The organism is Frankia casuarinae (assembly GCF_000013345.1).
Lineage (GTDB): Bacteria > Actinomycetota > Actinomycetes > Frankiales > Frankiaceae > Frankia > Frankia casuarinae.
On record NC_007777.1, the window covers coordinates 1,232,139 to 1,255,220 of the forward strand.

At 70.4% G+C, this 23,082-nt stretch carries 16 protein-coding genes, 1 tRNA gene and 2 pseudogenes; 4 read left to right on the forward strand and 15 right to left on the reverse strand.

Features of this window, described 5'->3' with window-relative positions; genetic code table 11:
* Positions 1–63: 63 nt before the first annotated feature.
* Complete coding sequence (locus FRANCCI3_RS05190; protein ID WP_011435487.1) at positions 64–873, forward strand: polysaccharide deacetylase family protein; 810 nt, start codon at positions 64–66, stop codon at positions 871–873.
* Here the strand turns inward: FRANCCI3_RS05190 and FRANCCI3_RS05195 are convergent.
* A complete protein-coding gene (locus FRANCCI3_RS05195) occupies positions 858–2,429 on the reverse strand; it encodes an aldehyde dehydrogenase family protein (RefSeq protein ID WP_035941858.1) in 1,572 nt (523 codons plus the stop codon). The two genes, FRANCCI3_RS05190 and FRANCCI3_RS05195, sit on opposite strands and share 16 nt — an antisense overlap.
* 556 nt (positions 2,430–2,985) lie before the next feature.
* Between FRANCCI3_RS05195 and FRANCCI3_RS05200 the strand changes: the two genes are divergently transcribed.
* Positions 2,986–3,702: a response regulator gene (locus FRANCCI3_RS05200; RefSeq protein ID WP_011435489.1), complete on the forward strand. Its 717-nt coding sequence runs from the start codon at positions 2,986–2,988 to the stop codon at positions 3,700–3,702.
* Positions 3,703–3,779: 77 nt separating this feature from the next.
* On the opposite strand, the gene FRANCCI3_RS05205 is transcribed toward FRANCCI3_RS05200, so the two are convergent.
* The 7 genes and pseudogenes from FRANCCI3_RS05205 to FRANCCI3_RS05235 all read right to left on the reverse strand — a co-directional run bounded on the left by FRANCCI3_RS05205 (position 3,780) and on the right by FRANCCI3_RS05235 (position 8,082).
* Positions 3,780–3,855 (reverse strand) — tRNA-His (locus FRANCCI3_RS05205).
* 191 nt (positions 3,856–4,046) lie between these two features.
* Positions 4,047–4,763: an oligoribonuclease gene (gene orn / locus FRANCCI3_RS05210; protein ID WP_173645827.1), complete on the reverse strand. Its 717-nt coding sequence runs from the start codon at positions 4,761–4,763 to the stop codon at positions 4,047–4,049.
* Between the two features lie 85 nt (positions 4,764–4,848).
* Positions 4,849–5,343, reverse strand: a complete 495-nt coding sequence (locus tag FRANCCI3_RS05215) for a hypothetical protein (protein WP_011435491.1) — start codon at positions 5,341–5,343, stop codon at positions 4,849–4,851.
* A gap of 644 nt (positions 5,344–5,987) precedes the next feature.
* A pseudogene (locus FRANCCI3_RS05225) lies at positions 5,988–6,725 on the reverse strand (S16 family serine protease); the annotation flags it as partial.
* 192 nt (positions 6,726–6,917) lie between these two features.
* A complete protein-coding gene (locus FRANCCI3_RS23195) occupies positions 6,918–7,214 on the reverse strand; it encodes a hypothetical protein (protein ID WP_011435493.1) in 297 nt (98 codons plus the stop codon).
* Positions 7,215–7,217: 3 nt separating this feature from the next.
* Positions 7,218–7,769, reverse strand: coding sequence for a hypothetical protein (locus FRANCCI3_RS23200; protein WP_011435494.1), 552 nt, complete (start codon positions 7,767–7,769; stop codon positions 7,218–7,220).
* Positions 7,770–7,785: 16 nt separating this feature from the next.
* Positions 7,786–8,082, reverse strand: coding sequence for a hypothetical protein (locus tag FRANCCI3_RS05235; protein ID WP_023842106.1), 297 nt, complete (start codon positions 8,080–8,082; stop codon positions 7,786–7,788).
* A 200-nt stretch (positions 8,083–8,282) separates the two neighbouring features.
* On the opposite strand from FRANCCI3_RS05235, the gene FRANCCI3_RS26000 reads away from it, so the two are divergent.
* The gene (locus tag FRANCCI3_RS26000) at positions 8,283–8,537 is read left to right on the forward strand and encodes a hypothetical protein (protein ID WP_035913270.1); all 255 of its coding nucleotides are present in this window, start codon (positions 8,283–8,285) and stop codon (positions 8,535–8,537) included.
* A gap of 341 nt (positions 8,538–8,878) precedes the next feature.
* Here FRANCCI3_RS26000 and FRANCCI3_RS05245 read toward each other — a convergent pair.
* Positions 8,879–9,207: pseudogene (locus tag FRANCCI3_RS05245) on the reverse strand (AAA family ATPase); the annotation flags it as partial.
* A 389-nt stretch (positions 9,208–9,596) separates the two neighbouring features.
* Between FRANCCI3_RS05245 and FRANCCI3_RS05250 the strand changes: the two are divergent.
* Positions 9,597–10,565, forward strand: coding sequence for a pirin family protein (locus tag FRANCCI3_RS05250; RefSeq protein ID WP_011435498.1), 969 nt, complete (start codon positions 9,597–9,599; stop codon positions 10,563–10,565).
* 76 nt (positions 10,566–10,641) lie between these two features.
* Here the strand turns inward: FRANCCI3_RS05250 and FRANCCI3_RS05255 are convergent, their stop codons facing one another.
* The 6 genes from FRANCCI3_RS05255 to FRANCCI3_RS05280 all read right to left on the reverse strand — a co-directional run bounded on the left by FRANCCI3_RS05255 (position 10,642) and on the right by FRANCCI3_RS05280 (position 23,070).
* Positions 10,642–11,787, reverse strand: coding sequence for a HoxN/HupN/NixA family nickel/cobalt transporter (locus FRANCCI3_RS05255; RefSeq protein ID WP_023842108.1), 1,146 nt, complete (start codon positions 11,785–11,787; stop codon positions 10,642–10,644).
* A 202-nt stretch (positions 11,788–11,989) separates the two neighbouring features.
* Positions 11,990–16,816: an alpha-(1->3)-arabinofuranosyltransferase domain-containing protein gene (locus tag FRANCCI3_RS05260; RefSeq protein ID WP_011435500.1), complete on the reverse strand. Its 4,827-nt coding sequence runs from the start codon at positions 16,814–16,816 to the stop codon at positions 11,990–11,992.
* Between the two features lie 13 nt (positions 16,817–16,829).
* Positions 16,830–18,167, reverse strand: a complete 1,338-nt coding sequence (locus tag FRANCCI3_RS05265) for a glycosyltransferase family 4 protein (RefSeq protein ID WP_011435501.1) — start codon at positions 18,165–18,167, stop codon at positions 16,830–16,832.
* Positions 18,164–19,516: a hypothetical protein gene (locus tag FRANCCI3_RS05270; protein ID WP_011435502.1), complete on the reverse strand. Its 1,353-nt coding sequence runs from the start codon at positions 19,514–19,516 to the stop codon at positions 18,164–18,166. Before FRANCCI3_RS05270 ends, FRANCCI3_RS05265 begins: the two co-directional genes overlap by 4 nt.
* A gap of 121 nt (positions 19,517–19,637) precedes the next feature.
* Positions 19,638–20,639 (reverse strand): GDP-mannose 4,6-dehydratase, encoded by a 1,002-nt coding sequence (locus FRANCCI3_RS05275; protein WP_011435503.1) that lies wholly within the window; start codon positions 20,637–20,639, stop codon positions 19,638–19,640.
* Between the two features lie 64 nt (positions 20,640–20,703).
* Positions 20,704–23,070, reverse strand: a complete 2,367-nt coding sequence (locus FRANCCI3_RS05280) for an acyltransferase family protein (protein ID WP_023841594.1) — start codon at positions 23,068–23,070, stop codon at positions 20,704–20,706.
* Between the last annotated feature and the right edge of the window lie 12 nt (positions 23,071–23,082).

Here is a 23,082-nt window from a genome sequence, read left to right on the forward strand (position 1 = left end):
GTGGCGGTGGGCATGGGGGCGCCGGTCGGAAGGCGAGACCGGATCTGTGGGAGAGTTTTTGCCATGACGCGGTCCGTTGCGACGCGCAGGCCCGCCATGGCACGCCGTGCCGCCGCCACGGCGTTGACCCTGGGCGGCGCGGCCGGGCTCACCTACGGCATTCCGTCGCTCACCACACTGCGTCGACTACGGCTGCGGTGGACGCCGGCGCTCGCAGGGCTCGGCGCGCCCGATCACGTCGCGCTCACCTTCGACGATGGTCCGGATCCCGTGTCCACGCCACAGTTTCTCGACGTGCTCGCCGAACTCGACGTGCGGGCGACGTTCTTCGTCCTCGGTGGTCTGCTGGAACGCGCACCGACGTTGGCGCGGGAGATGGCCGCCGCCGGGCACGAGCTGGCCGTGCACGGCTGGGATCATCGCCCGATGCTGTTGCGCGGTCCCCGCTCCACGCACGACCATCTCGCCCGCACCCGGGACCTGGTCGTCGAGATCACCGGTCGCGCGCCGCGGTTCGTCCGGCCGCCGCACGGCATCCTCTCGGCCGGGCTGCTCGTCGCGGCCCGCCGCCTCGACCTCAGCCCCGTCCTGTGGTCGGCATGGGGACGCGACTGGACGGCCGAGGCGACGCCGGGCAGCGTGCTGGGCACCCTCGCCCCCGACCTGTGCGGGGGCGCCACGGTGCTGCTGCACGACTGTGACTGCACATCGGCCCCCGGGGCCTGGCGCAGCGCGCTCGGGGCTCTGCCCGGGATCGCCGCGCGCTGCGACGACGCCGGCCTGCGCCTTGGACCACTCGCCGAGCACGGCCTACCGGCCTGGTCGAATCCTCCTTCTGGCAGGAGCGGCCGGGCAGGTCAGACGGCCGGGTAGAGGGAGTAGCTCGGGAAGTTGCCGACGAGCCGCTCGTCGGCGTCCGTGCCTACGGTGACGGCCCTGGCCAGATGGACACCGCCGACGAAGGCCCCCTTCCAGGAGGCGCCGCGGCCACCGAACGGCTCGTCCCGGTCGCCGCGGGAGCGCGGCTTGTTGACTCCGACCTTGAACGCCTGCAGCTCCCCGGCGAGCCGGCGGGCATGGGACTCGTCGTCGCAGGCCAGTGAGGCAACCAGCGCGCCGTTGGAGGCGTTCATCGCCGCCAGCAGCTCAGCCTCCGAGTCGACGACGACGATGGTGTCGACCGGGCCGAACGGCTCCGCGTGGTGCAGCGCGGACGACGCCGGCGGGCTCAGGATCGCCACCGGCGGCACGTAGGCGGAGGTGTCCTGCCCGGGGATGAACCGGCCGTCCGCGAGGTCTCCGCGGTAGATCGGCACGCCGCCCTTCGTGATCGCCTCGTCGATCTTCGCGGCCAGCTCGGTCGCCTTGTCCGCGGTGATGACCGGGCCGTAGTCCAGCTCGGGCAGCTGGTCGGTGTCGTCGGCGACGGCGAGGGGATGGCCGAACCGGACGCCGGAGACCACCGGCAGGTACATCTGGAGGAACCTGTCGAACAGTTGGCGCTGGACGACGTAGCGGGGGTAGGCGGTGCAGCGCTGCTTGCCGTACTCGAAGCCCTTCTTCAGATGGGCGGCGAGCACGTCCCACTGGGAGAAATCCCAGATACCCCAGGCGTTGAGGCCCTCCTGCTCTAGGAAGTGGCGCTTACCGGTGTCGACCAGGGCAGCGGCGACCTGGCCACCCGCCGACCGGCCGCCCACGAAGGCCAGGCAGCCGATCTCGGGGGCGCGGACCAGCGCCGAGCTCAGCCGGGAACCCGATCCGGAGACCAGCGAGACCGGCAGACCCTCCCGGCGGGCCAGTGCGCTCGCCAGGGTCAGGCAGGCGGCGCCGCCGTCGGTCGGGGTCTTGGCGATGGTGCCGTTGCCGGCGAGGATCTGGACGAGCACGGCATGCATGAGCACGCTCATCGGGTAGTTCCAGCTGGCGATGTTGCTCACCGGACCGGGTAGCGGGGTGCGCCCGGCGATCATGCCGTCGATCTCGTCGATGTACCAGCGCACCCCGTCGAGGGCACGGTCGACGTCGGTGCGCGCCAGTCGCCAGGGCTTGCCGATCTCCCAGACGAGCAGGAGAGCCAGCAGGTCGCGGTGGGCGTCCATGGCGTCAACGGCGGCGCGTACTCGGGCCTTGCGCTCGGGCAGCGCCACGTCGCGCCAGTGCTTGTGGTCGTCGAGAGCGGCCCGGATCGCATCCCGGGCCTCGTCCTGCTCGATCATCGGGGGCCCGGCGATCGGTGTGCCGTCGACGGGGGACAGGCTGTGCAGTGGATTTCCAGTTCGATGCCAGTGCCCGCCCCAGAGATTACGGAGGCGGTCCTCGTCGAACGCCTCGGGGGCAACCTGGCGGCAGGTGGTGAACGCCTCGGACCAGGTGGTACCCGGCTTAATGTGGAGTCGTGGCTGGGAGCTGCTGGATGCTGCGGCCATACCGGTGATATTGACGGTCATCCGCCGATCACGCCAGGCAAAGCGGCCCACTATTTCGAGGATTCTTAGATGACTGTATCAGATTAATAACTCTCGGTAATTTCCTGCATAAACCGTCATGTGGTCACTCATCGCCCCCGCTCGATATCCAATGATCTTGCTGGTGCTGCTGGTGCTGCTGGTGCTGCTGGTGCTGCTGGTGCTGCTGGTGCTGCTGGTGCTGCTGGTGCTGCTGGTGCTGCTGGTGCTGCTGGTGCTGCTGGTGCTGCTGCTGGTGCTGGCTTGCCGCTCTGGTCGCCGGGGTCGTTGCCAGGAGGAAACCGGGCGCGACTCGCCACGCGAACATGGTCCTATGCGGGTGGGTGGCAGCGTCCACCGCGTACTATTTCCGGCATGTCGGATGCGTTTATCGGGCAAGATGGTGGCACCACTTCGGCGCCGTCACGACCTCGGGTGTGTACTTCATCACGTAGAGTGGGATGGTGTCCGAACCGCCTTTCGTTCGCGTCCGGGTTGCCGCCGCTCGGACCATTCGATCCTGATTCCCGGATGTGTGATGACGGCCAGTGTCGTGCCGCCGTCGGCCGCTGAAGCCGACTCCGTCGAGGGCTCCGCGCTGATCCGGGTCCTCGTAGTAGATGATCATGAGTTGTTCCTTCAGGGCCTGCAGACGGTCCTGGAGATCGAGGAGGACATCAGCGTCGTCGGCCGGGCCGGTAACGGTCAAGAGGCTCTGACCTTGGCCTCCGGGACATCGCCGGACATCGTCCTGATGGATGTCCGGATGCCGGGCCGGGACGGGATCGCCGCGGCGGGTGCCATCAAACGTGCTGTTCCGCGCACGCGTATCGTGATGCTCACGGTCTCGGACGAGGAGTCTGACCTGTTCGAGGCGATCAAGGCGGGTGCGGTCGGGTACCTGCTGAAGTCGATTCCGCCGCACGAGGTGGCCGACGCGGTGCGGGCTGTCCACAATGGGCAGAGCCTGATCAGTCCTTCGATGGCATCGAAGTTGATGGTCGAGTTCGCCACGATGGCCCGGGGTACCGAGGACCGTCCTCGGGCGCACGCCCCGCACCTGACCGCGCGAGAACTCGAGGTACTGAAGCTGGTCGCTGAGGGGCGCGCGAACCGCGAGATTGCCCGCAAGCTGTTCATCAGTGAGAACACGGTCAAGAACCACGTTCGTAACATCCTGGACAAACTGCAGCTGCACTCGCGGATGGAGGCCGTGATGTACGCGGTTCGTCAGGGGCTGTTCGACATCGAGTGAGCCCGGCGGGGCCGCACGGTTGCCACGGTGGGCCTCTGTCCGCCAACCCGCGGGGCCTGGTCGGCGGGATATTGCTCTGGGGTGGGTGACGGGACTTGAACCCGCGGCCACCGGGACCACAACCCGGTGCTCTACCAGCTGAGCTACACCCACCAGAACCTGGCTGCCATGCCGAAGGAGGAGACCCGGCCGGACCGGAGATCCTCCGACCGGTGCGAATCCGGGATATTCCGAATCCGGGACGTTCCACCCACGCCGCCTGACCAAGCGAAGCTATCGTACCGGTCCGCGCCACTGGATGGGCAAGGGGGTTACCCCGGTCATGCCCGCCGCGCTCTGCGAGATCACTGCCCGTTCAGGCGGGCGGTGGAAGGTCTCCCGTCCAGCCGCGCGGGTGAACCGGCCGGGTCGTCCGGTTGCGGGTGCTCGGAGCCTCCGGCGGTCAGGGAGGCCAGCGACGCATCGGCCTGGTCGCGGATCTCGGCGGCGATCGCGCGGGCCTGCTCGGTGCCCGGCCCCGGCTGGGGAACGAACACGGCCCGTCGGTAGTAGCGCAGCTCCTCGATGCTCTCCTGGATGTCCGCCAGGGCCCGGTGGCCGCCGCGTTTGACCGGAGCCGCGTAGTAGGCCCGCACGTACCAGCGGCGGGCGAGCTCCTTGATCGACGAAACGTCGATCATGCGGTAGTGCAGGTGAGCGTCCAGCGACGGCAGATAGCGTGCGAGGAAGGTGCGGTCCGTGGCGATCGAGTTGCCGCACAACGGGGCCTTGCGCACCTCGGGAATCCGGGTGCGGACGTAGTCGAGGAGCTGGCGCTCCGCGTCGTCGAGGGACAAGGTGGACGCCCGGACGGCGGCGGTCAGGCCCGAGGCCTCGTGCATCTCGCGGACGACCGGCTCCATGGTCTGCAGCGCCTCCTCCGGCGCCGAGATGACCAGGCCGATGCCCTCGTCGAGGATGTTGAGCTCACTGTCCGTGACCAAGCAGGCCACTTCCAGGAGTAGATCCGACGCGGCGTCCAGGCCGGTCATCTCGCAGTCGATCCACACTAGTCGATCCATCCCGCTGACACTATGGTCTGCGGTCGCCGTCGTCACGTGCACCCTCGGGTTCTCGTCGTATGGCTGAGTGCCCGCTCCGTCGAGATCATCCTATAGTCCCTGCTCCGTTACTGACGGTGAAGCTGATGGAGATCTGAGTGTTCCCGGCTCCGACCAGGATCGCGGTCAGGGTGTACAGCCCGTCCGGGACCTCGGAGGTCTGCCATCCGCCGGGATGCGGCGTGAACAGGTACGGCGGGCCTGGGAGATCCCGCCGGTACGGCCCGGTCGGTCCGTTCAGCACGTACGTCAGGGGGCCGGCGTAGCCCGTCGTTTCCACCCGGATGATGCGGAAGCCGGAGATGGTCTCGCCCTGGTGGATGCCGGCGAAGGTGAACGGTGCGACGGACATCGTCGACGACGGCGTGGGCATGGCGCCCGGGCCGGACCGGGATGGACGACCGTCGGGTGCGGGGGATGCCGCCGGGGTCGGACCGGACCGGGGTTCCTGGCTGTGATAGCCGAACACCAGGATCGGCATCAGGACCAGGGCAGCGAAGAACAGCGCAAGACCGACCCAACCCCGCCTGAGGGCATCCACGCTGACTGCGTCCCTCCGCCATGCCGCCCATGGGTTCGGGTCACTTTAATGGGCGGGAAGGTGATCGACTCCCGCGGCCTGGGACCGACCGGGATCGAAGCGCGCAGTCGGGCCGGGGGAGGGAGGAAGTGGGCCGACGGCGGGTTGACGGGCACGCCGCCCGCCGCGGCGTCGGATCGGTATGGGTTGTCCGGATCGGCATGGGTTGTCCGGATCGGCGCGGGAGGCGCAGCCGCTTGTCGATGCGGCTGCCGAGGGCAGAACGATCTAGCGGGTGCGCCTGCGCCGGCCGGGTGGCCGGTTCGGCGGATGGGCGGGCCCGCGATTGTCCCGCGGTCGCTGGCGCACCCCTTGCCGACTGAGCCCCAGGATGCGCTGCTGTGCGATGCGCTCCTGCCGAAGACAGCGACCACGATCCACGCCCCGACCGTAGCCGCCATCTGCGTCTTCCGCGTCCCTCGTCACATGGTGTTTACCTTGTCCCCGGCGTGTCGCTGGCTCTCGCTCACCCTCCTCCCCGGCCCCTGGGCCGCCCCTGGTCGGCCTTCGGACGGCCGGTGACCCTCAGGGCCGGCGGGTGACCCTCAGGGCCGGCGGGTGACCCTCAGGGCCGGCGGGTGACCCTCAGGGCCGGCGGGTGACCCTCAGGCGGCCAGCGGGGTGGAGGAGCGCCCGCCGTGGCCCGGCCGGTCGGCGCGCCCGGTGGCGAAGGCGGGCTCCAGGGCCAGGTCCAGCACCTCCCGGACGTCGGTCACCAGGTGGACGGTGAGCGCGTCGCGCACCGGCGCCGGGACGTCGTCCAGGTCCGGGCCGTTACGCGCCGGCAGCAGCACCGTGGTGATGCCGGCGCGGTGCGCGGCGAGCAGCTTCTGCTTCACCCCGCCGATCGGCAGCACGCGCCCGGTCAGCGACACCTCGCCGGTCATCGCCACATCCGCCCGGACCGGCCGACCGGACAGCAGCGACGCCAGGGCCGTCGTCATCGTTACCCCGGCGCTCGGCCCGTCCTTCGGCACCGCACCCGCGGGGATGTGCACGTGGACACCGCGGTCGGCCAGATCGCCGACGGGAAGTTCCAGCTCCACCCCGCGCGAGCGCAGGTAGGACAGCGCGATCTGCGCCGACTCCTTCATCACGTCGCCGAGCTGCCCGGTCAGGGTGATCCCGGCCCCGCCGGTCTCCGGGTCGGCCAGCGACGCCTCGACGAACAGGACGTCACCGCCGGCGCCGGTCACCGCCAGGCCCGTCGCCACTCCCGGGAGGGCGGTGCGCTCCGCCGACTCCGGGGTGTGCCGCGGCCGGCCGATGTAGCCGGGCAGGTTCCCGGCATCGATCGTCACCGGCAGGGTGGCCTCGCCGAGCGCCACCCGGGCGACGATCTTGACGGGGTAGAGAAAAGTTGCGATGACCCCAGATGTGGCAGGGGACCCCAGCGAGGCCCGCATGCTCGGGGCTTCGCCGGGGTCCCAAGGGCCAGCCGACGGAGGGTTTGGAGTCAACCCCGCCGGCTGGGGCTCAGATGCACTGACCTCGAACCCGAGATCACGGGATCATCATGGCCATACAGGTCGTGGTCAGGTCAGGCGCCACGTGGCATAGCTACGCGCCAGGGCGGCTCGGTTCTGAGCGGCAAGGCTGTCCGACTGCGCCGCTCGCATGCTCCACAGTCCCGCCACGTGGCAGGCGAAGGCGGTCCGGTCCTCGTCGGTGCCGCCAGCCCAGCAGTCCAGCCCCGCCGCCCACTGCTCGGCCTGCTGGGGGGTATGTCCGGCGCCAATGAGACGGATCACCATGAACGCGGCGTCTACCCAGCCGGCACCCTGCGCCGGCCAGCCCCAGTCGACCACCCAGACACGGTCCTCTCTGATCATGAACTAGTGGGCATGAAGGTCGGTGTGAATCAGCCGGTTCCCGGCCACGGCGTCGACTACAGCGCCCGCGTGGACGGCCGCGGTGGCTACGTCCCAATCGGGGAAAACTCTAGCTGAAAGCGTTTTTAGATCCTCCCACCAACCCGTGTTGCGCCATCGATCGGAAAGCGAGCGCAGACCCTCGCCGGTCCGGCGGGAGATGTCGTTGACGACGTCCCGGACGCGGGGTAGGTCAGGAGAGCCGGGGATGAGGTCCGCTGGTTGGCCGGTCGCATGCTCGAAGCCAACCAGCAGCCAGTCATCGACCTGGCATGCGAACCGTGGACTCGGCGTGATTCCTGCGGCGAGGTGTCCGAACGTGTGCTCGTTACGGAGCCAGCGTGCTCGCCGGCCGCCGCCGTGGACGCCTTTGACGACCAGCCGCTGCTCACCCGCATCCACGACCGCGGCGAGGTCGCAGCCGTCCCCGACGTCCACCGAGTCGGCGGACGTGACGGGTCCGGTCTGCGCCTCAACCGCGTCGCGGACCTGCGTCGGCAGATCATTCCACTTCATGGGAAGTTCGACTCCGCTACTTGGGGACCCGGCTGCCCTTATTTTCGTCGCCGTCCTTGCCGCTTGCCGAGCAGTTGCCCTCGTCGGAGCATGTGGAGCACTTCGCCCACAGTTCGTGGTCGACGGCGTACCCGGCCTGTTGCATCAGGGTGATCGTACGAGCGTGCCTGGCTGCGCTGATGCTGCGGTCGGGTGGCGCGTCGTCGGGCACGTGGTGGATGAAGTGGCCGGCGACCTGCCGGCAGAACAGCTTGTACTCCTTGGTGTGCAGCAGAAAGGTGTGCCAGCCCAGGTCGATGGTGTGGCTGGGCACATGCGGCGTGTCCGGGTCCTCGCCGCACGCGGCGAGGAAGGCCAGAGCCCGGAGGCACCGACCACCATCGGCGCGCGTACCCGTTCGTGTCGCCGTTACCGGGGCATGACCCTTGAGACCCTTGCCGGCCTGACTGGCCTGTCCAAAGTATCGCAGTCGAGCGGGGCGACGGCGGGAAGGCACCCGAGATCATGCGTGGTGTGGATACGTCGGTGCTCGGTTCCGGACGTCGCCGCGCACAGTTCCTCACCGATTTCGGCCGAGGACTTGCCCAGTCGCGCGGCAAGGACAAACAAGCCCTCGCGGTACTCCGCGAAGCGGAACGGCTCGCGCCAGAGCTGGTCCGGACTCACCCGCTCGTGCGGGAGACTGTTGCCGTCATGCTCCAGCGTGCCAGAGCGAACGTCGGAGGACGTGATCTACGCGGACTGGCCTACCGAATGGGCATCGCTTGACATAGCCACGGGCCGGCGGGATGGAGGGGAGTGGTGGACCGTTGGCCACGTGGGAGCACGGGTTGTCGGATTCGTGTCCTGTTTTCGTGTATTCGGGATTTGTGGTCCGGCTGGGCCGGGTCTGATGGGTTCAGGTCGGCGGGGCGGCGTTTCCGAGTGTTCCATCATGCCACATTTCCCCTGGGCCTCACTAGTACCGCCGCTGGGCGTATCCCGCCGGTCAGTAGCCCGCTCTCGAACGACACAGCGCCTGCCCGGTCTGGGTCAGTCCGTGGCGCTGCTGGGCGTATTCCCCCCGCCTGGTGTGATTACCATACGTTGATGGTACCTTCGACATGTTAATGCTCCCGGAAGGTGTGGTTCTGCTCGGGGTCGAGGACCTCCAGCAGCGCCGCCGTCGGGTCCCCCCGGTAGTCGGCGCCCAGCTTGTCGACCTCGTCGAGCAGCACCACCGGATTCATTGAACCCGTCTCGCGGATCGCCCGGACGATGCGGCCGGGCAGCGCGCCGACGTAGGTCCGCCGGTGACCGCGGATCTTCGCCTCGTCCCGCACGCCGCCGAGGGCGACCCGGACGAACGACCGGCCCATGGCCCGGACGATCGACTCGCCGAGTGATGTCTTGCCGACGCCGGCGGACCGGCGAGTGCCAGCACGGCACCGCCGCGCCGGGAGCGCCGCGGGATCCGCCGGCACGGGCGGCTTCGACGGCGGCTCGGATCTCACCATCGGACATGTCGAGAGACACGACCATGCCCGGTAGCACGACGGCGTCGTCAATGGGCAGGACGGGCAGCACCCGGATCTGTGGCATGTGGTCCACCCTGACGTGAGGAAGTTGAGTCACCTACACTGAAGTCCTTTCAGCTTGCCGTTGTTCCCAGGGTTTATCGCTGAGGGTGAACGATTCCCGCTCGTGCCCTGATGATCAAAAAATTCGCGGGAAGGATCGAGGGTGGCCCGTGGTTGCGCGGGTTGGTAGTTGCATCTACAAGTAGAGGCGCCGGGATGAGCTGCTCGAACTGCTCGAACTGCGACCTGAGCCCGCCAGGAGGACGACATGCCTGCCGTCACCGCCGATACCGTCCGTCTGCCGCGGCTGGCTGAGCCCGTGCTCGGCGAGGTCGACCGTCCGGTGCGGAGGATGACCACCGCGCCCACCGGGTTGGAGGGCGAGGGCTTCCCGGTGCGTCGGGCCTTCGCCGGAGCACGGCTCGCCGAGCTGGATCCGTTCATCCACATGGACGAGATGGGCGCCGTCGACTACGGGCCGGGCGAGCCCAAGGGAACCCCGTGGCATCCCCACCGCGGATTCGAGACCGTCACCTACATGATCGACGGAACCTTCCAGCACCAGGACTCGCACGGCGGCGGCGGACTGATCGCAGACGGCGCCACCCAGTGGATGACCGCCGGCGCGGGCATCCTCCACATCGAGACGCCGCCGGAGGAGCTCGTCGTCAGCGGCGGCCTGTTCCACGGTGTCCAGCTCTGGGTGAACCTCCCGGCGAAGGACAAGTTCTCCCCGCCGCGGTACCAGAACCTCGAGGGTGGCCAGGTCTGCCTGGTGTCCTCACCGGACGGCGGTGCCCTGCTGCGGGTCATCGCCGGTGACACCGGGGGCCACCGGGGCCCGGGTGCCACGCATACCCCGATCTCCGTCGTCCACGCGACGCTGACCCCCGGCGCGGCGGTGCACGTGCCGTGGAACCCCGAGTTCAACGCCCTTGCCTACGTCCTCGGTGGCCGGGGGACGGTGGGCCCGGACGCCACGGCGATCCGGGCCGGTCAGCTCGCGGTCTTCGGAACGGGGGATCTGCTCGGTGTCACCGCGGACGACCGGCAGGACGCGTCCTCGCCGAACCTCGAGGTCCTGCTGCTGGGCGGTCGGCCGATCCGGGAACACGTCGAGGTGTACGGCCCGTTCGTCATGAACACCCGGGCCGAACTGCGCCAGGCCGTCGAGGACTATCAGGCCGGCCGGCTCGGGGTCATTCCGGCGAACGCACTTATGCCGCATCGCGCCTGAACCCGACGGCATTCCGGGGTTCGGGGCGGCCGCCCGGCCCGTGCTGTCGGTGGTCCCCGAACCGGACGCCAGGCGGTCAGCCGGTGGGTTCGACCCGGCCGTCCTCGGGCCGGCCCGTCGCCCACCTCTCCTCAATGCGGCCGTACTTCCAGACCAGCAGAGCGGCGGCCCAGGTGGCGACGAACAGGCCGACGACGAAGTAGCCGACGACGTTGAGATCCAGACCCGCGATCCAGCCCCAGAACTCGCCGGTGAGATGTGCCTTCTCGGCGAGGATGCCGAGCAGTTCGACGCTGCCGATGAGGAACGCGATCGCGACGGACAGCCCGGTAATGGTGATGTTGTAGTAGAGCTTGCGGACCGGTTGGGAGAAGGCCCAGGCATAGGCGAAGTTCATGAACGAGCCGTCGATGGTGTCGAGCAGGCTCATGCCGGCGGCGAACAGGATCGGCAGGACGAGGACGGTGTACCAGGGCAGGCCGGCTCCGGCGGCGCCGGCGGCGAGGAGGAGCAGGGCGACCTCGGTGGCGGTGTCGAAGCCGAGACCGAACAGCACGCCGAGCGGGTACATCTGCCAGGGTCGGGTGACCGCCCTGGTGAAGCGGCCGAGGACGCGGTTCATCAGCCCGCGGGAGTTCAGCTGCTCTTCCAGGCCGGCCTCGTCGTACCCGCCGCGGCGCATGTCCCGGAAGACCCTGATGATGCTGAGGAGAATGCCGAGGTTGATCGCGGCGATGGCGTAGAGAAAGCCGCCGGAGACGGCGGTGCCGATCCAGGCGGTGATGTCGTGCAGGGTCGAGCCGTCGGCTTCGATCTGCCCGGCCAGGGAGCGGACGCCCACGCTGAACAGCAGCATCAGGGCGAACACAATCGTGGAGTGGCCGAGGGAGAAGAAGAAGCCGACGGACAGTGGGCGCTGACCGTCGGTCATGAGTTTGCGGGTGGTGTTGTCGATCGCGGCGATGTGGTCGGCGTCGAAGGCGTGGCGCAGGCCGAGGATGTAGGCGGTGACTCCGAGACCGACCCCGAAGACCTGGCCGTCGGCGCCGAAGCGGTAGTGGTGCGGCGCGATGATTGCCGTGAGCGTCACCCAGCCGATCACGTGTAGCCCGACGATGACCGCGGCCATGCCGCCGACACGCGCCCACTCCCGGCGGTCGAGCGCCCCGCGGACCCGGGCGGGAAGACCCCCCCTCGGCATGGTGCCGGCCTGCGCGACCATGGCAGGGCTCCCCTCGCGGTGCACCCGCCGACGTGGACGGGGAAGTTTTTGTGCGGCGGGCAGAGGAACGATAACCAGATCATGGATGCTTCTGCAACTAAGTTGCAGAAGCATCCATGATGCGGAGCTTTGCCGCCGCCGCGAGCCGCGGCCCCGGTCGCTGGGCATCTCCGGTCGCTGGGCATCTCCGCTCGCCCGACCTTCAGTGGCCCGGAGGCTCCTCCCCCGGGCCCGTCCGGGGAGACGGCGGGCCCGGCTGCCCCGCCTCGCGCCGTCGTTGCAGCTGGGCGACGAGCTGGTCGCTCGCCAGTAGCAGCACCGTGAGCCAGGAGATCGTCGCCACCTTCCCGAACGCGGCGACCCAGTCTCCGTCCGTCGGCAGCGCATGCCGGGCCTGCACCTGCAGCACGTACAGGGCGCTGACGCCCAGGCAGACCACCGGGCCGACGCGGGTCAGCAGCCGGCCGCGGGGCACGAGCAGCGCCACGGCCGTCGCCAAGGCGACGATGACCCCCGCTACCGGGGAGACCAGCACCGCCGAGAGCAGACCCATCCCCAACACGGCGAGCACGGTGGTGCGCGGGCCGACACGCCCCGCCCGGACGGACCACGGCTCGGCTGTCGGCAGATCCGGCTCCGGTGCCCGGGACGACCGGGACGACCGGGACGCCCGCGTGGCCACGGTCGCGCGGGCTCGGCGGGTGTAGAAGATCACCAGTGCTAGGGAGAGCAGCACCGTCACCGCGGACAGCGCCAGGGCGAACCACACGATCCGTTGTGGGGTCCAGGTCAGCGTGACGGTGAACCCGGCGGCCGTCGGGGTGATCCGCCAGCCGTTCGCGTAGCCGTCCACCAGCCTGGGGGTGCCCAGGTCGGCGCCGCCCACGGTCGCCTTCCAACCCGGGGAGAGGCTCTCCGCGAGCACCAGCCAGAACGGGGTACCGGGCCGCGCCCCCGTCACGTCGACGGTGAAGGATGTGTCGCCGGCCGATCGGACCGTCACCCGTGGCGTGGCGGCCGACGTCGTTCCGGTGGTGCCCGTCGTTCCGGTGGTGCCCGTCGTTCCGGTGGTGCCCGTCGTTCCGGTGGCGGCCGACGTCGTTCCCGTGGTGCCCGTCGCGGCCGGTGGGGTCCCGGCGGGGGAGACGGCGGAGGCGGCGCCGGTCGCGTTCAGCCACGGGCCGCCGCCGACGTCCGAGGCCAGCAGCAGGCGATCGAGATCGATGCCGGCGAGGGCCCCGTCGGCGGTCCGGATCACGTGCTCCCCCGGGCCGAGGGTGACCGGCTGGCCGCAGGTGGCGACGGTCAACCCGAGCCGGTTGACCGCGTCGGCGGTGCCCCCGGTGACCTGCACCCCCACCGGCTGACCGTCGATGCTCAGCAGGTCGGTCCGGCAGGGCGCGGGGATCTGGGCCGGCAACAGCCCCGTCGCGGTGCTCCCTGCCGTGCCTGCCGTGGGCTGACCGGTGCCCGCCGTGGGCTGACCGGTGCCCGCGGCAGGCACGGTCGCGAGGCCGGGTATCCCGATCTCGGCGAGGCCCACCGGCATCGCCAGCGGCGAGCGACTGATGGGGTCGATGCTGGTGACGGTCCGGGCATCGTCGATGACGAACTTCCACGTGCTGCCGGTGACGGCCGGGAAGGTGAGGGTCACCTCGCGGGTGCCCCCGCGCGCCGAGGTGTCGGTGACCGCAGGCACGGTCACCGCGCCGACCCGCTGGCCGTCGACCTCGATCCCGATGCGGGTCGGGATCGAGTGCCGACCGTCGGCGACGATCGACATCGTCATCGACGAGACCGTCAACGGGGTCGGCGAGGCGACCTGGATCCAGCTGCCTCGCGGGTTGCCGATGCCCGGGCTCCACGCGGTGGCCGGGTTTCCGTCGAAGGCGCTCGACGCCCGCGCGGCGAGCGATCCCGGCAGCCGGCCGGAGGAGGTCACCACCGGGAGGGTGGCCGGGCGGCCCAGCACCTGGTCGACGCGATCGTCGGGGGAGTAGGCGGAGACGCGGGCGGTGCCGGTGAGCGCGAACGTCCGGGCCGTGGGCAGGGAGAACGACCGGCTGATGACCGACTCGGTGTCCTGCTTGAACGGTTCCGACGGGTTGGCCCGGTCCCGGGACACCTCCAGTGCCAGCCGGTGGCCGAGGGAGGCGGCACCGGCGGCGTCGAGGCTGTCACTCGGCATCCGCAGCACCTCCTCGGCCGTCAGCGGTGCCCCGTTCGCTCCGGGGATGGCGACCTCGGCGAACCCGACCGCGGAGACGTTGTCGTAGCTGCGCTGCCGGCCGGTGTTCGTCGCGTCGATGTGGATGCGTAACGTTCGGAAGGCCCGGGTGGGGAAGCGCACGACCTGCCCGGCGGCGGTGCGGGAGGCGTCGGTGAGCGCGACGGTCACCGGGGAGCCGCCGTCGAAGGTCAGCGTCGCCCGGGTGATCCACCGGTTGCGCGGCCCGGTCAGCGGCTGGACGAGGCGGATCTGGTTCGTCGTCGTCGGCTCGGCCAGCGTGGTCTGCCAGGCCTCCCCGGTCGGGTCGGTGAAGGCGCCGACCCGCCACGCGGTGCCCGGGTCGCCGTCGATCGCGCGGACCGGTCGGTCGGACGCCCCGTAGGAGAAGCTGTTCCCGTAGCTGGTGGCGGTCACCTCGGCGATCTTCGCCGGGGATCCCGGGGCGTGCAGGGTGGCTGTGGTCTCGCTGGTGACGTTCTGATCGGGGAACAGCGGCAGCCGGTTGTCGTTCGGGTCCTTCGCCAGCGGCCTGACTCCGGGTTGCTCGACGTAGCCGAAGTTCTCCCGGATGCCCGTCCACCGTTCGGCGCGCCGCCGGTTGGTGTCGGTGACGAGCAGGTCCGCACCGTCGTCGAGGGCTTGGCGCATCGCGGTGGGATCGGTGGCGAGTTCCGGGGCGTAGAGGATCGCCCGCCCGTCGGCGATTGGCTCGGCGAGCAGGCCGGAGGCCGCCGCGTCCACCAGCGCCTCCCCGTTGCCGCTGACGAGCAGGGGCCGCGCGGTGGTGGCGGTGCGCACGATCGGCTGCGCGCCGCTGACCGGGAAGACGGCCAGCGCCGGCGGATCGGGCACCGACGGGTCGGTGCCGAGGGTGACCTCGTCGGTGAACGGGATGCCGGGATCCTCGGCAACCGGCGGTCCGAAGGTCTGTGGTACACCCAGCCCGTCCGGTCTGTTCGAGGTGAACAGGTTCCAGGTGGCCCGGGGGCGCGGGGTCCGGTACCGCTCGTAGGCGAGGTTGCTGCGCAGCACCACGTCGCCTACGCCCATCAACCGGGCGAGGTCCGGCAGGGCGGAGGTCTCGAACACCCCCTCCTGCAGCCGGCGGTCCAGCGAGCGGACCAGGTCGACGCTGCCCGCCTCGCCGTAGGGGATGAGTTCCCGCATGACCAGCGGACGGTCCATCAGCCCCTCGGTGACCGGGTCGAGGGTGCTTCCCCAGCGGTAGTGGGAGAAGTCGGCACCGGGAAGCTCCAGCACCCGGGTGCCGTTGTTCCTGGTGTCCAGGGCGCGCGCGAGTTCGGTCTCGTAGGCGGGGACGTGCTCGGGGCGTTCGAGTAACGGCTCGACGAACTCGCCGCGGAACAGCGGTGACATGTCGAGGGCCAGCAACAGCAGGACCACCCCGGTGGCGAGCGGCGGAACCAGCCGTCGGCGCCGGCCCGACCGGACCGGCCGCCCACCGGGGGCAGCCGTAGCGGTCGGACCGGCCGCCGCGTACCGCTCCCAGAGAGCTGCGAGCCCGCCCGCGAGCAGCACCGACATGCCCAGTGCCACCATGGGGACCGCCCGGGGCAGCGAACGCAGCGCGAGACCGGCCGTCGATCCCTCGGCGAAGTCCTTGAACAGCCGTCCCCAGGGAGAGGGATCGTCGTACGGGTAGACGCCGACGGCGATCGTGGTGCCCAGCAGGATCAGCGCGACGAAGTAGCCGCGCTGGCCCCAGCGGATGGCCGAGGCGCCGATCAGGGCGAGGATGGGTATGGTGAAGCTGACCGCGATCAGCCAGATGCTCTGGGTGTAGTGGGTGGCCGGCCCGATCCACGGACCGAGCGCGTCCTGTCCATAGAAGAACCAGTTGCCCAGGCCCCGCAGCACCTCGGAGGCCTGCGAGCTGCTGGCGACCGTCTCGATCGTCTCGGTGAAGGCGAGGACGTTGAGGCCATAACCGGCCTGGGTGTAGAGCCCCGCGATCCACCACGCCGACGTGACGAGGACGACCAGCACCGCACGGGTGCACATACTCACGGCGGCGCCGAGTCGGACCTCGCGGGTACCCCAGACGGCGAACGGTATCCACAGCAGTGGGGCGAACAGGATGAAGATCAGGCTGGAGGCGTTGATGCTGCCGATCGTCGTGACCACGAGGGCGAAGGCGGCGGGGAAGCGCCATCCGGCGGGACGCCAGCCGGCCCGGCCGGGCTCCGCCTCGCGCAACCCGCGCACGGTGATGCCGATCAGCCAGCCCAGTCCGGCGTAGGGCAGCAGGATCGCCGAGATCCGCGCCTCGTATTCCAGGATGTAGGGCGAGAGCATGTAGCCGAACGCGGCGACGAACGCGAAGCGGTCGGGCCAGCGCAACGAGCGGAGCAAGAACAGCACGCCGGTGCCGGCGCCGAACAGGATGGAGCCCGTCCACAGCCGCTGCGCGACCCAGTCGGGCAGGCCGACGAGATCCAGCAGCCAGTAGAAGGCGCCCTGCGGAAACAGATAGCCGATGTTCTGATGGGTGACGGTGCCCATGCCGATGCCGGGGTCCCACATGGAGACCGCTCGGCGCAGCATCCGGCTCGGATCGAGGTAGAGGTATGCCTTGGTGTCGGCGCCGATCTTTCCCGGTGCCGTCGCCAGCAGCGGCAGATACGCCACGGCGGCCAGCACCAGGGTCGGCCAAGAGGGCGGTCGCCGCCGGCGGATCGCCGCCGAGGCCGGACCGGACTCGGGGCGACCGGACTCGGGGCGACCGGAAGCGGGGCGATCGGACGAGGCCGGACCGGAGGGCGACGTGGTCACGGTCACCGGATCACCGCAGTCACCGGTGCGGCCCAACCAGGTCCGCGGCCCGGGCCGCGCTGGAGCGGCGGCCTTGATGCCGGGCCGCCTCCCGGACTAGCGCCGCGAACGTCGAGCGAGCCGTCTGCGCCCAGGTGAAGGTCGCCGCATGCGCCAGCGCCCCGGCGGACAGGCGGGCGCGCAGATCGTGATCGGTCAGCACGCCGGCCAGTGTCTTGCCCAGGTCGGCCGGATCCTCCACCAACACGCCGGTCTCGCCGTCGACGACCGCGTCGGTGTGTCCGGCGATCTTCGTCGCGACCGACGGCGTGCCGCAGGCGGCGGCCTCGGTGATCGTCATGCCCCAGCCTTCACGGGCCGAGGCCGAGGCCAGCACCCAGGCGCGCCGATACAGCGTCAGCAGGGCGTCGTCGTCGACCCGCCCGACGAGGCGCAGCCAGCCGCCGGCTCCGGCAGCGGAGATCCGCTTCTCCAGCTCCACCCGCTCGTAGCCCTCGCCGACGATGACCGCCTCCATCGTCGGATGTTCGTCGTGGGCGTGGACGAGCCCGTCGATGAGGACGTCGAACCGTTTCACCGGCACCAGACGCCCGACAGCGAGGACGAGGGGATGCGGCGAGCGCTCGCCGGCGGGGGAGAAGGACGGGTCGATACCCGGCGGCACGACCGAGATGTTGCGCGGCGGCAGGCCGAGCAGGTCGATGATCTCGTGCCGGGACGACGGGGACAGCGTCAGGATGCGCGTACGCCGGTACAGCGGTGGTGCGATCTTGAATTCGACGGTCTCGCCGATCCTGGCCAGCTTCGGGGACAGCACCATCCGCCACATCTCGGCATGCACGTGGTGCAGGAACACCACCCGGGGGCAGCGGGCCCAGACCGGAGAGAAGAACGGCATCCCGTTCCAGATCTCGACCAGGCCGTCCCAGGGCCCGCCGCGGCCCAGCGCGCCGGACACCGCCGTGCGCGGGAAGACCGAGTACCGGCCCGCCTTGCGGACCACCGTGTAGCCGTTGCGGTGGACGGATTCCGGATGGCCGGACGCCACGGCCGTGCGCAGGCTCACGTCGATGCCGGCCTGCGCCCACAGCTCCGCGACCTTGTCGGCGTGCAGCTCCGACCCGCCCGACTCGGGGTCGTCGAGGTCACGCCAGGCCAGCATGTGCACGCGGCGCAGCCCCGAAGTCTCGACCAGCTCGGCGAGGGAGGGCCGGTGCGGCGCGGCCTCGATCCCGGGCGCTCCCACCTGCGCGGCCAAGAGGCCCGGCGGGACCGGGACGGCCGGCGGCACGACGAGGCCCGCGGGGGTCGGCGGGATCGTCGCGCCGGGGCCGCGCCGATTGCTCGCGGCGCTCATGCCCGAGCCGTCCGACGGGCGGCGGCGAGCACCGACAGGCCGGTGACGATGGCCAGCACGGCCTGGCAGGCGAGGTCGGCGCGGGCGGTGCTCGTCGGTGATCCGTCCGCCCACAGCATGAGGGGGACGGTCGCGGCGGCGGCCAGCCCCAGGGCCAGCAGTACGCCTCGCTCGCCGAGAGCGAGCAGGTAGTGGGTGAACAGCACGGTAGCTCCGAGACAGGTCATCGCTGCGGCCAAGGGGAGAAGCGCGCCGGAGGCATCGGTGAAGCGAGGGCCGAAGGCCAGGGAGAGAAGTGTGTCGGGTGCGAGGAGAGCGGCGGAGAGCAGCCCCAGCGCGGGGACGAGGAGTATCGCTAGCGTTGCTCCGAGTTGATGGAGGGCGTGCTGTCCGAGATGTCGTCGATCGGCGGCCTCCGGCAGCAGGAAGCCGGCCAGCACGACCGCCGCCAGTACGAGCACCTTGCTGGCCACCGAGACGGCCGCGTAAGAGCCCGACCGGTCGGGGGCGAGCCGGCCCTGCATGAGGACGTCGATGTTCTGCAGGAGGCCGAGCATCGCCAGCGCGACGAGAGCGGTGCCGACCTCGACGGCCAGCCGGGCCGTGGGCGCCGCGGGCGAGCCCGGCTCGGGCGACATTCCCACGACCGCGTCCGGGTGGCGGCGCAGCGTGGACCGCGTGTGGGCGAGGGCGGCCAGCACACCGAGCAGGACGGCGATCGCCGCGCCGGTCTCGTCCAGACCGGCGAGCACCAACCCGATCGTGAACACCGTCTTCACCGCGGCGTCGACGAGCAGGTTGGCGGCCAGCGCCGGATAGAGCCGGCCGCACTGCAGCAACCCCCGGTCGACGCAGAGCAGACACCAGGCGGCACCGGCGGTCACGATCTCGGCGACGCCGCCGGGACCGGGCAGCGACAGTTCGTGGGCCACGAAGCCCCGAGCGGCCACCGCGAGCATGGCGACGACCAGCACGAGCGCGACCCCGACCCGGCGGACCCGGCGGACCCACTGCGCCACCAGGTCCAACTGCCCGCTGTGCTGCCAGGTGGTGATCCGCCGGACCACCCCCACGAGCAGGGCGCTGCCCGGCATGGACACGATGAAGAAGATCGCGATCAGTTGGGCGACCGCGCCGTAGGATCGGGTACTCAGCGCGCGTGCGATGATCAGCGTGACGCCCATGTTGGCGAGGTTGGCGAGCAGGCCGGCCAGCGCCAGCGGGATGGCGCCGCGCACCGCCCCCCGCAGCCGGGTGCCCCGGGTCTGTTTCAGGCGTTTACGCAGCGTCCAGCCGTCGGCCGCGATCGCGGCCGACGCGCCGCCCGGCTGGGCGGTATTGCGCTTCATGCGGAGTCCTCCCCGACGACATACGCAGGGGTACTCCCCGCCCCGCGCAACGGAATGCCCGCGTGGGGCCGGTTCACCCGCGCCGGGGTGGTCGGCCGCCTGGTACGTCCGGGAACGGTGCTCAACGGATTGTCAGTGCCTTGTCGGCCGATTCCGTCTCGGTGGCGACGTCGGCGTCCACCATCATCGCCACCAACTCCTCGAACCCCACCCGCGGCTTCCACCCCAACACCTCCCGCGCCTTCGACGAATCCCCCACCAGCACATCCACCTCAGCCGGCCGGAAAAACCGGGGATCCTGCCGCACGAACCCCGACCAGTCCGAGATCCCCACCCGCCCGAACGCCACATCCAACAACTCCCGGATACTGTGCGTCTCCCCGGTCGCCACCACATAATCGTCCGGCGCGTCCTGCTGCAGCATCCGCCACATCGCCTCCACGTAATCCCCCGCGAAACCCCAGTCCCGCCGCGACTCCAGATTCCCCAACGACAACGAGTCCTGCAACCCCAACGAAATCCGCGCCACCGCCCGCGAGATCTTCCGGGTCACGAACTCGATCCCCCGCCGCGGCGACTCGTGATTAAACAACAACCCCGAACACGCGAACGCCCCGTACGACTCCCGATAATTCACCGTCAGATAGTGACCAAACGTCTTCGCCACCCCGTACGGCGACCGCGGATGAAACGGCGTCGACTCCCGCTGCGGCGTCTCCCGCACCTTCCCGAACATCTCCGACGACGACGCCTGATAGAACCGCACCCCCGACATGTCGTTACCACCCGCGATCCGCAACGCCTCCAGAACCCGCAGCACCCCCATCCCCGTCGTCTCCCCGGTCAGCTCCGCCTGCTTCCACGACAACCCCACGAACGAGATCGCCCCCAGGTTGTACACCTCGTCCGGCTGCGAGATCTCCACCGCCCCGATCAACGACGGAAGATCCGTCAGATCCCCCTCCAACAACACCACCCCCGGCACCAGCCGCTCCACCGTCGCCACCTTCGGGTTCGACTGCCCCCGCACCAACCCGAACACCTCATAACCCTTCGCGGTCAGCAACTCACCCAGATACAACCCGTCCTGACCGGTAATCCCGGTAATCAGCGCGCGAGGCACGTCGAATCCTCCTGTAGACCGCCCGGTACTGGGCGGAAGGTTAGCGTCGGGTAAAGCGGGCGGGTCAGCCGGGTCCCGCTCCCGTGGTCGGCGTGGTCGGCGCGGGTGCGGCGGCCGCTGCTCCCCGGGCGATCCGGAGAAGCTGGGGAATGATCGCGACACCGATCCGTCGGGCACCGCCATTGGAGATGTGCACACCGTCGTCGTCGCGTAGCCGGACACCGTCCAGTTCGTCGACGTACTTGTCACCCGGAGTGAGAATTGACGTGATGTCGATCACGGTGACGCCGGGATGGCGAGCCGCCGCGGCCCGCAGCAGCGCGTTGAACCGCACCACCCGTTCGGCCTTCGTCTCCGGGTAGATGCCGCCGTTCGGCGCCTCGGTCGGCTTGAACACCGGGGTCGTCAGGAGCACCACCTTGGCACCCTTGGCGCCGAGCGTGTCGATGGCGAGGTCGAGTTCCCGGCCGAGGTAGGCGTCGAACCCCGGATCGCCGATGTGCGTCCACCGGCCGTCCCGCATCTGGTCGGTGACCTCCCAGCGACCGACCAGCAGGATCGCGAGCGCGGGGTTGACCTCGTTCACCCGTTGGGCGAACCGTTGCGGCCACTGGTCGCATCCGTCGGTGGTGGGACCGGCGCTGCCGAGGATGCGCCGCTGCATCCCCCGTGCGACGCCACACCCCAGCTTGGAGAAGTCGTGGATCTCCATACCCTGCTGGGCGGCCATCGAGGAGAAGTCGCTGAACCCCAGGGTGAGAGCCACCGAGTCGCCGCCGAGCAGGACCTTGATCGGGGGGTTCCCGCCGGCCTTGACGGCGACGGCCGGTTGTGGGGAGGTCGCCGCCCGCCGCGCCAACGCCTCCAGGTCCGCGGGAGTGCGCACCGACGCCGACGTCCCGGCGGTCGCCAGCAGGATCACCGCGAGCACCCCGCCCAGGGCGGCGGGCACCGTCACCCGCGGGACGGGGAAGCGTACTTTGCCCCGCCGGATCGGGTTCTCCACGAGGTGGAACGAGGCCAGTGTGATCGCCAGCGTGGCGGCGAGGCGGAGCCCCAGCAGGACCACGCCGTTCGTCCCGGTGCGGGTCGCCGTCAGCGTGAGGAAGATCGGCCAGTGCCACAGGTACAGGCCGTACGAGATGCGGCCGACGAAGGTCAGCGGGGCGGTGGCCAGCACCCTCGCCACCGGGCCTCGGGGCGCTTCCACGAGCGAGGCGACCAGCAGCATCACGATGATCGCAACCCCGAGGAAGCCGCCGGCGTAGAGTCCGCGGCTCTCCCCACCCACCGTTGTCCAGAGGAGGATCATCGCAGCCGTGGCGACACAGCCGACGACCGACATGACCGACCGGGCCCGGGCGGAGATCGGGGTCGTCCGCTGGGCCCGCCAGACGGCGAGGGCGGCCCCGACCAGCAGGGCCTGGGCGCGGCTGTCGGTGCCGTAGTAGATCCGGGAGGGGTTCGTCCCGACCACGAGCAGGGCGAGGCCCACCAACGCGGACGCCTCGGCGCCGAGGACCGCGACCGTGAGCGCGAGCGACTGGGCCTTCTGGCGCTGCCGGCGCCAGCGGTCCACGGTCTTCGCGCTGTGCCGCATCAGCAGGTAGACGATCAGCGGCCACAGGACGTAGAACTGCTCCTCAACGGACAGTGACCAGGTGTGCAGCAGAGGTGACGGAGCCGAGAAGTGGTCGAAGTAGCTCTGGTCGGACAGCGCGAAACGCCAGTTTGCGACATAGAGCAGCGTGGAGAGCGCGTCCAGCCGCAGGGTTCCCACGTCGCCGGGGGAGGCGATCCAGCGGGCGTAGGCCGCCACCCCGAGCAGCAGCAGCAGCAGCGCCGGCATCAGGCGGCGGGACCGGCGGATCCAGAAGGCGCGAAGGTCGATGCGCCGGTTGTAGCGGTACTCGGCGATCAGCAGGCCGGTGATGAGGAACCCGGAGAGGACGAAGAAGGTGTCGACGCCGAGCAGGCCGCCGGGCATCCACGAGACGCCGGCGTGATATGCGATGACGGCCGTGACCGCGAGCGCGCGCAGGCCGTCGAGCGCGGGGGAGTGCCCGAGCGGCGCGAGCACGGGTCCGGTGGCGTCGAGATCCTCCTCGACCCGCAGCGGCCCCGTCGCCTCGCGCGTGCCGGTCCGCGGCCGGGTGCCGGCCCGGGCTCTCGCCCCGGGTGCCGTCACCGTCCCGGGAGACCGGTAGGGAGGTCCGGCCGGCGGCCGGGTGGCCCCGGGCGCCGGGCGAGTCCCGCCCAGGCGGGTATTGATCGGGACGGTGTCGGTGGGCTCCGGTCCGGGTGCCACCCGGCGGTGGCGCCCACCGGAGGCGAGCGGGAAGGTGTCGGCGTCGTTGCTGGTCAGCCTCGTTCCCTCCTCGTCGCCGGGGGTTGCGTCGGCTGCGACCTCGCCAGGACATACGACAGGCAAGGCTAATCGCAG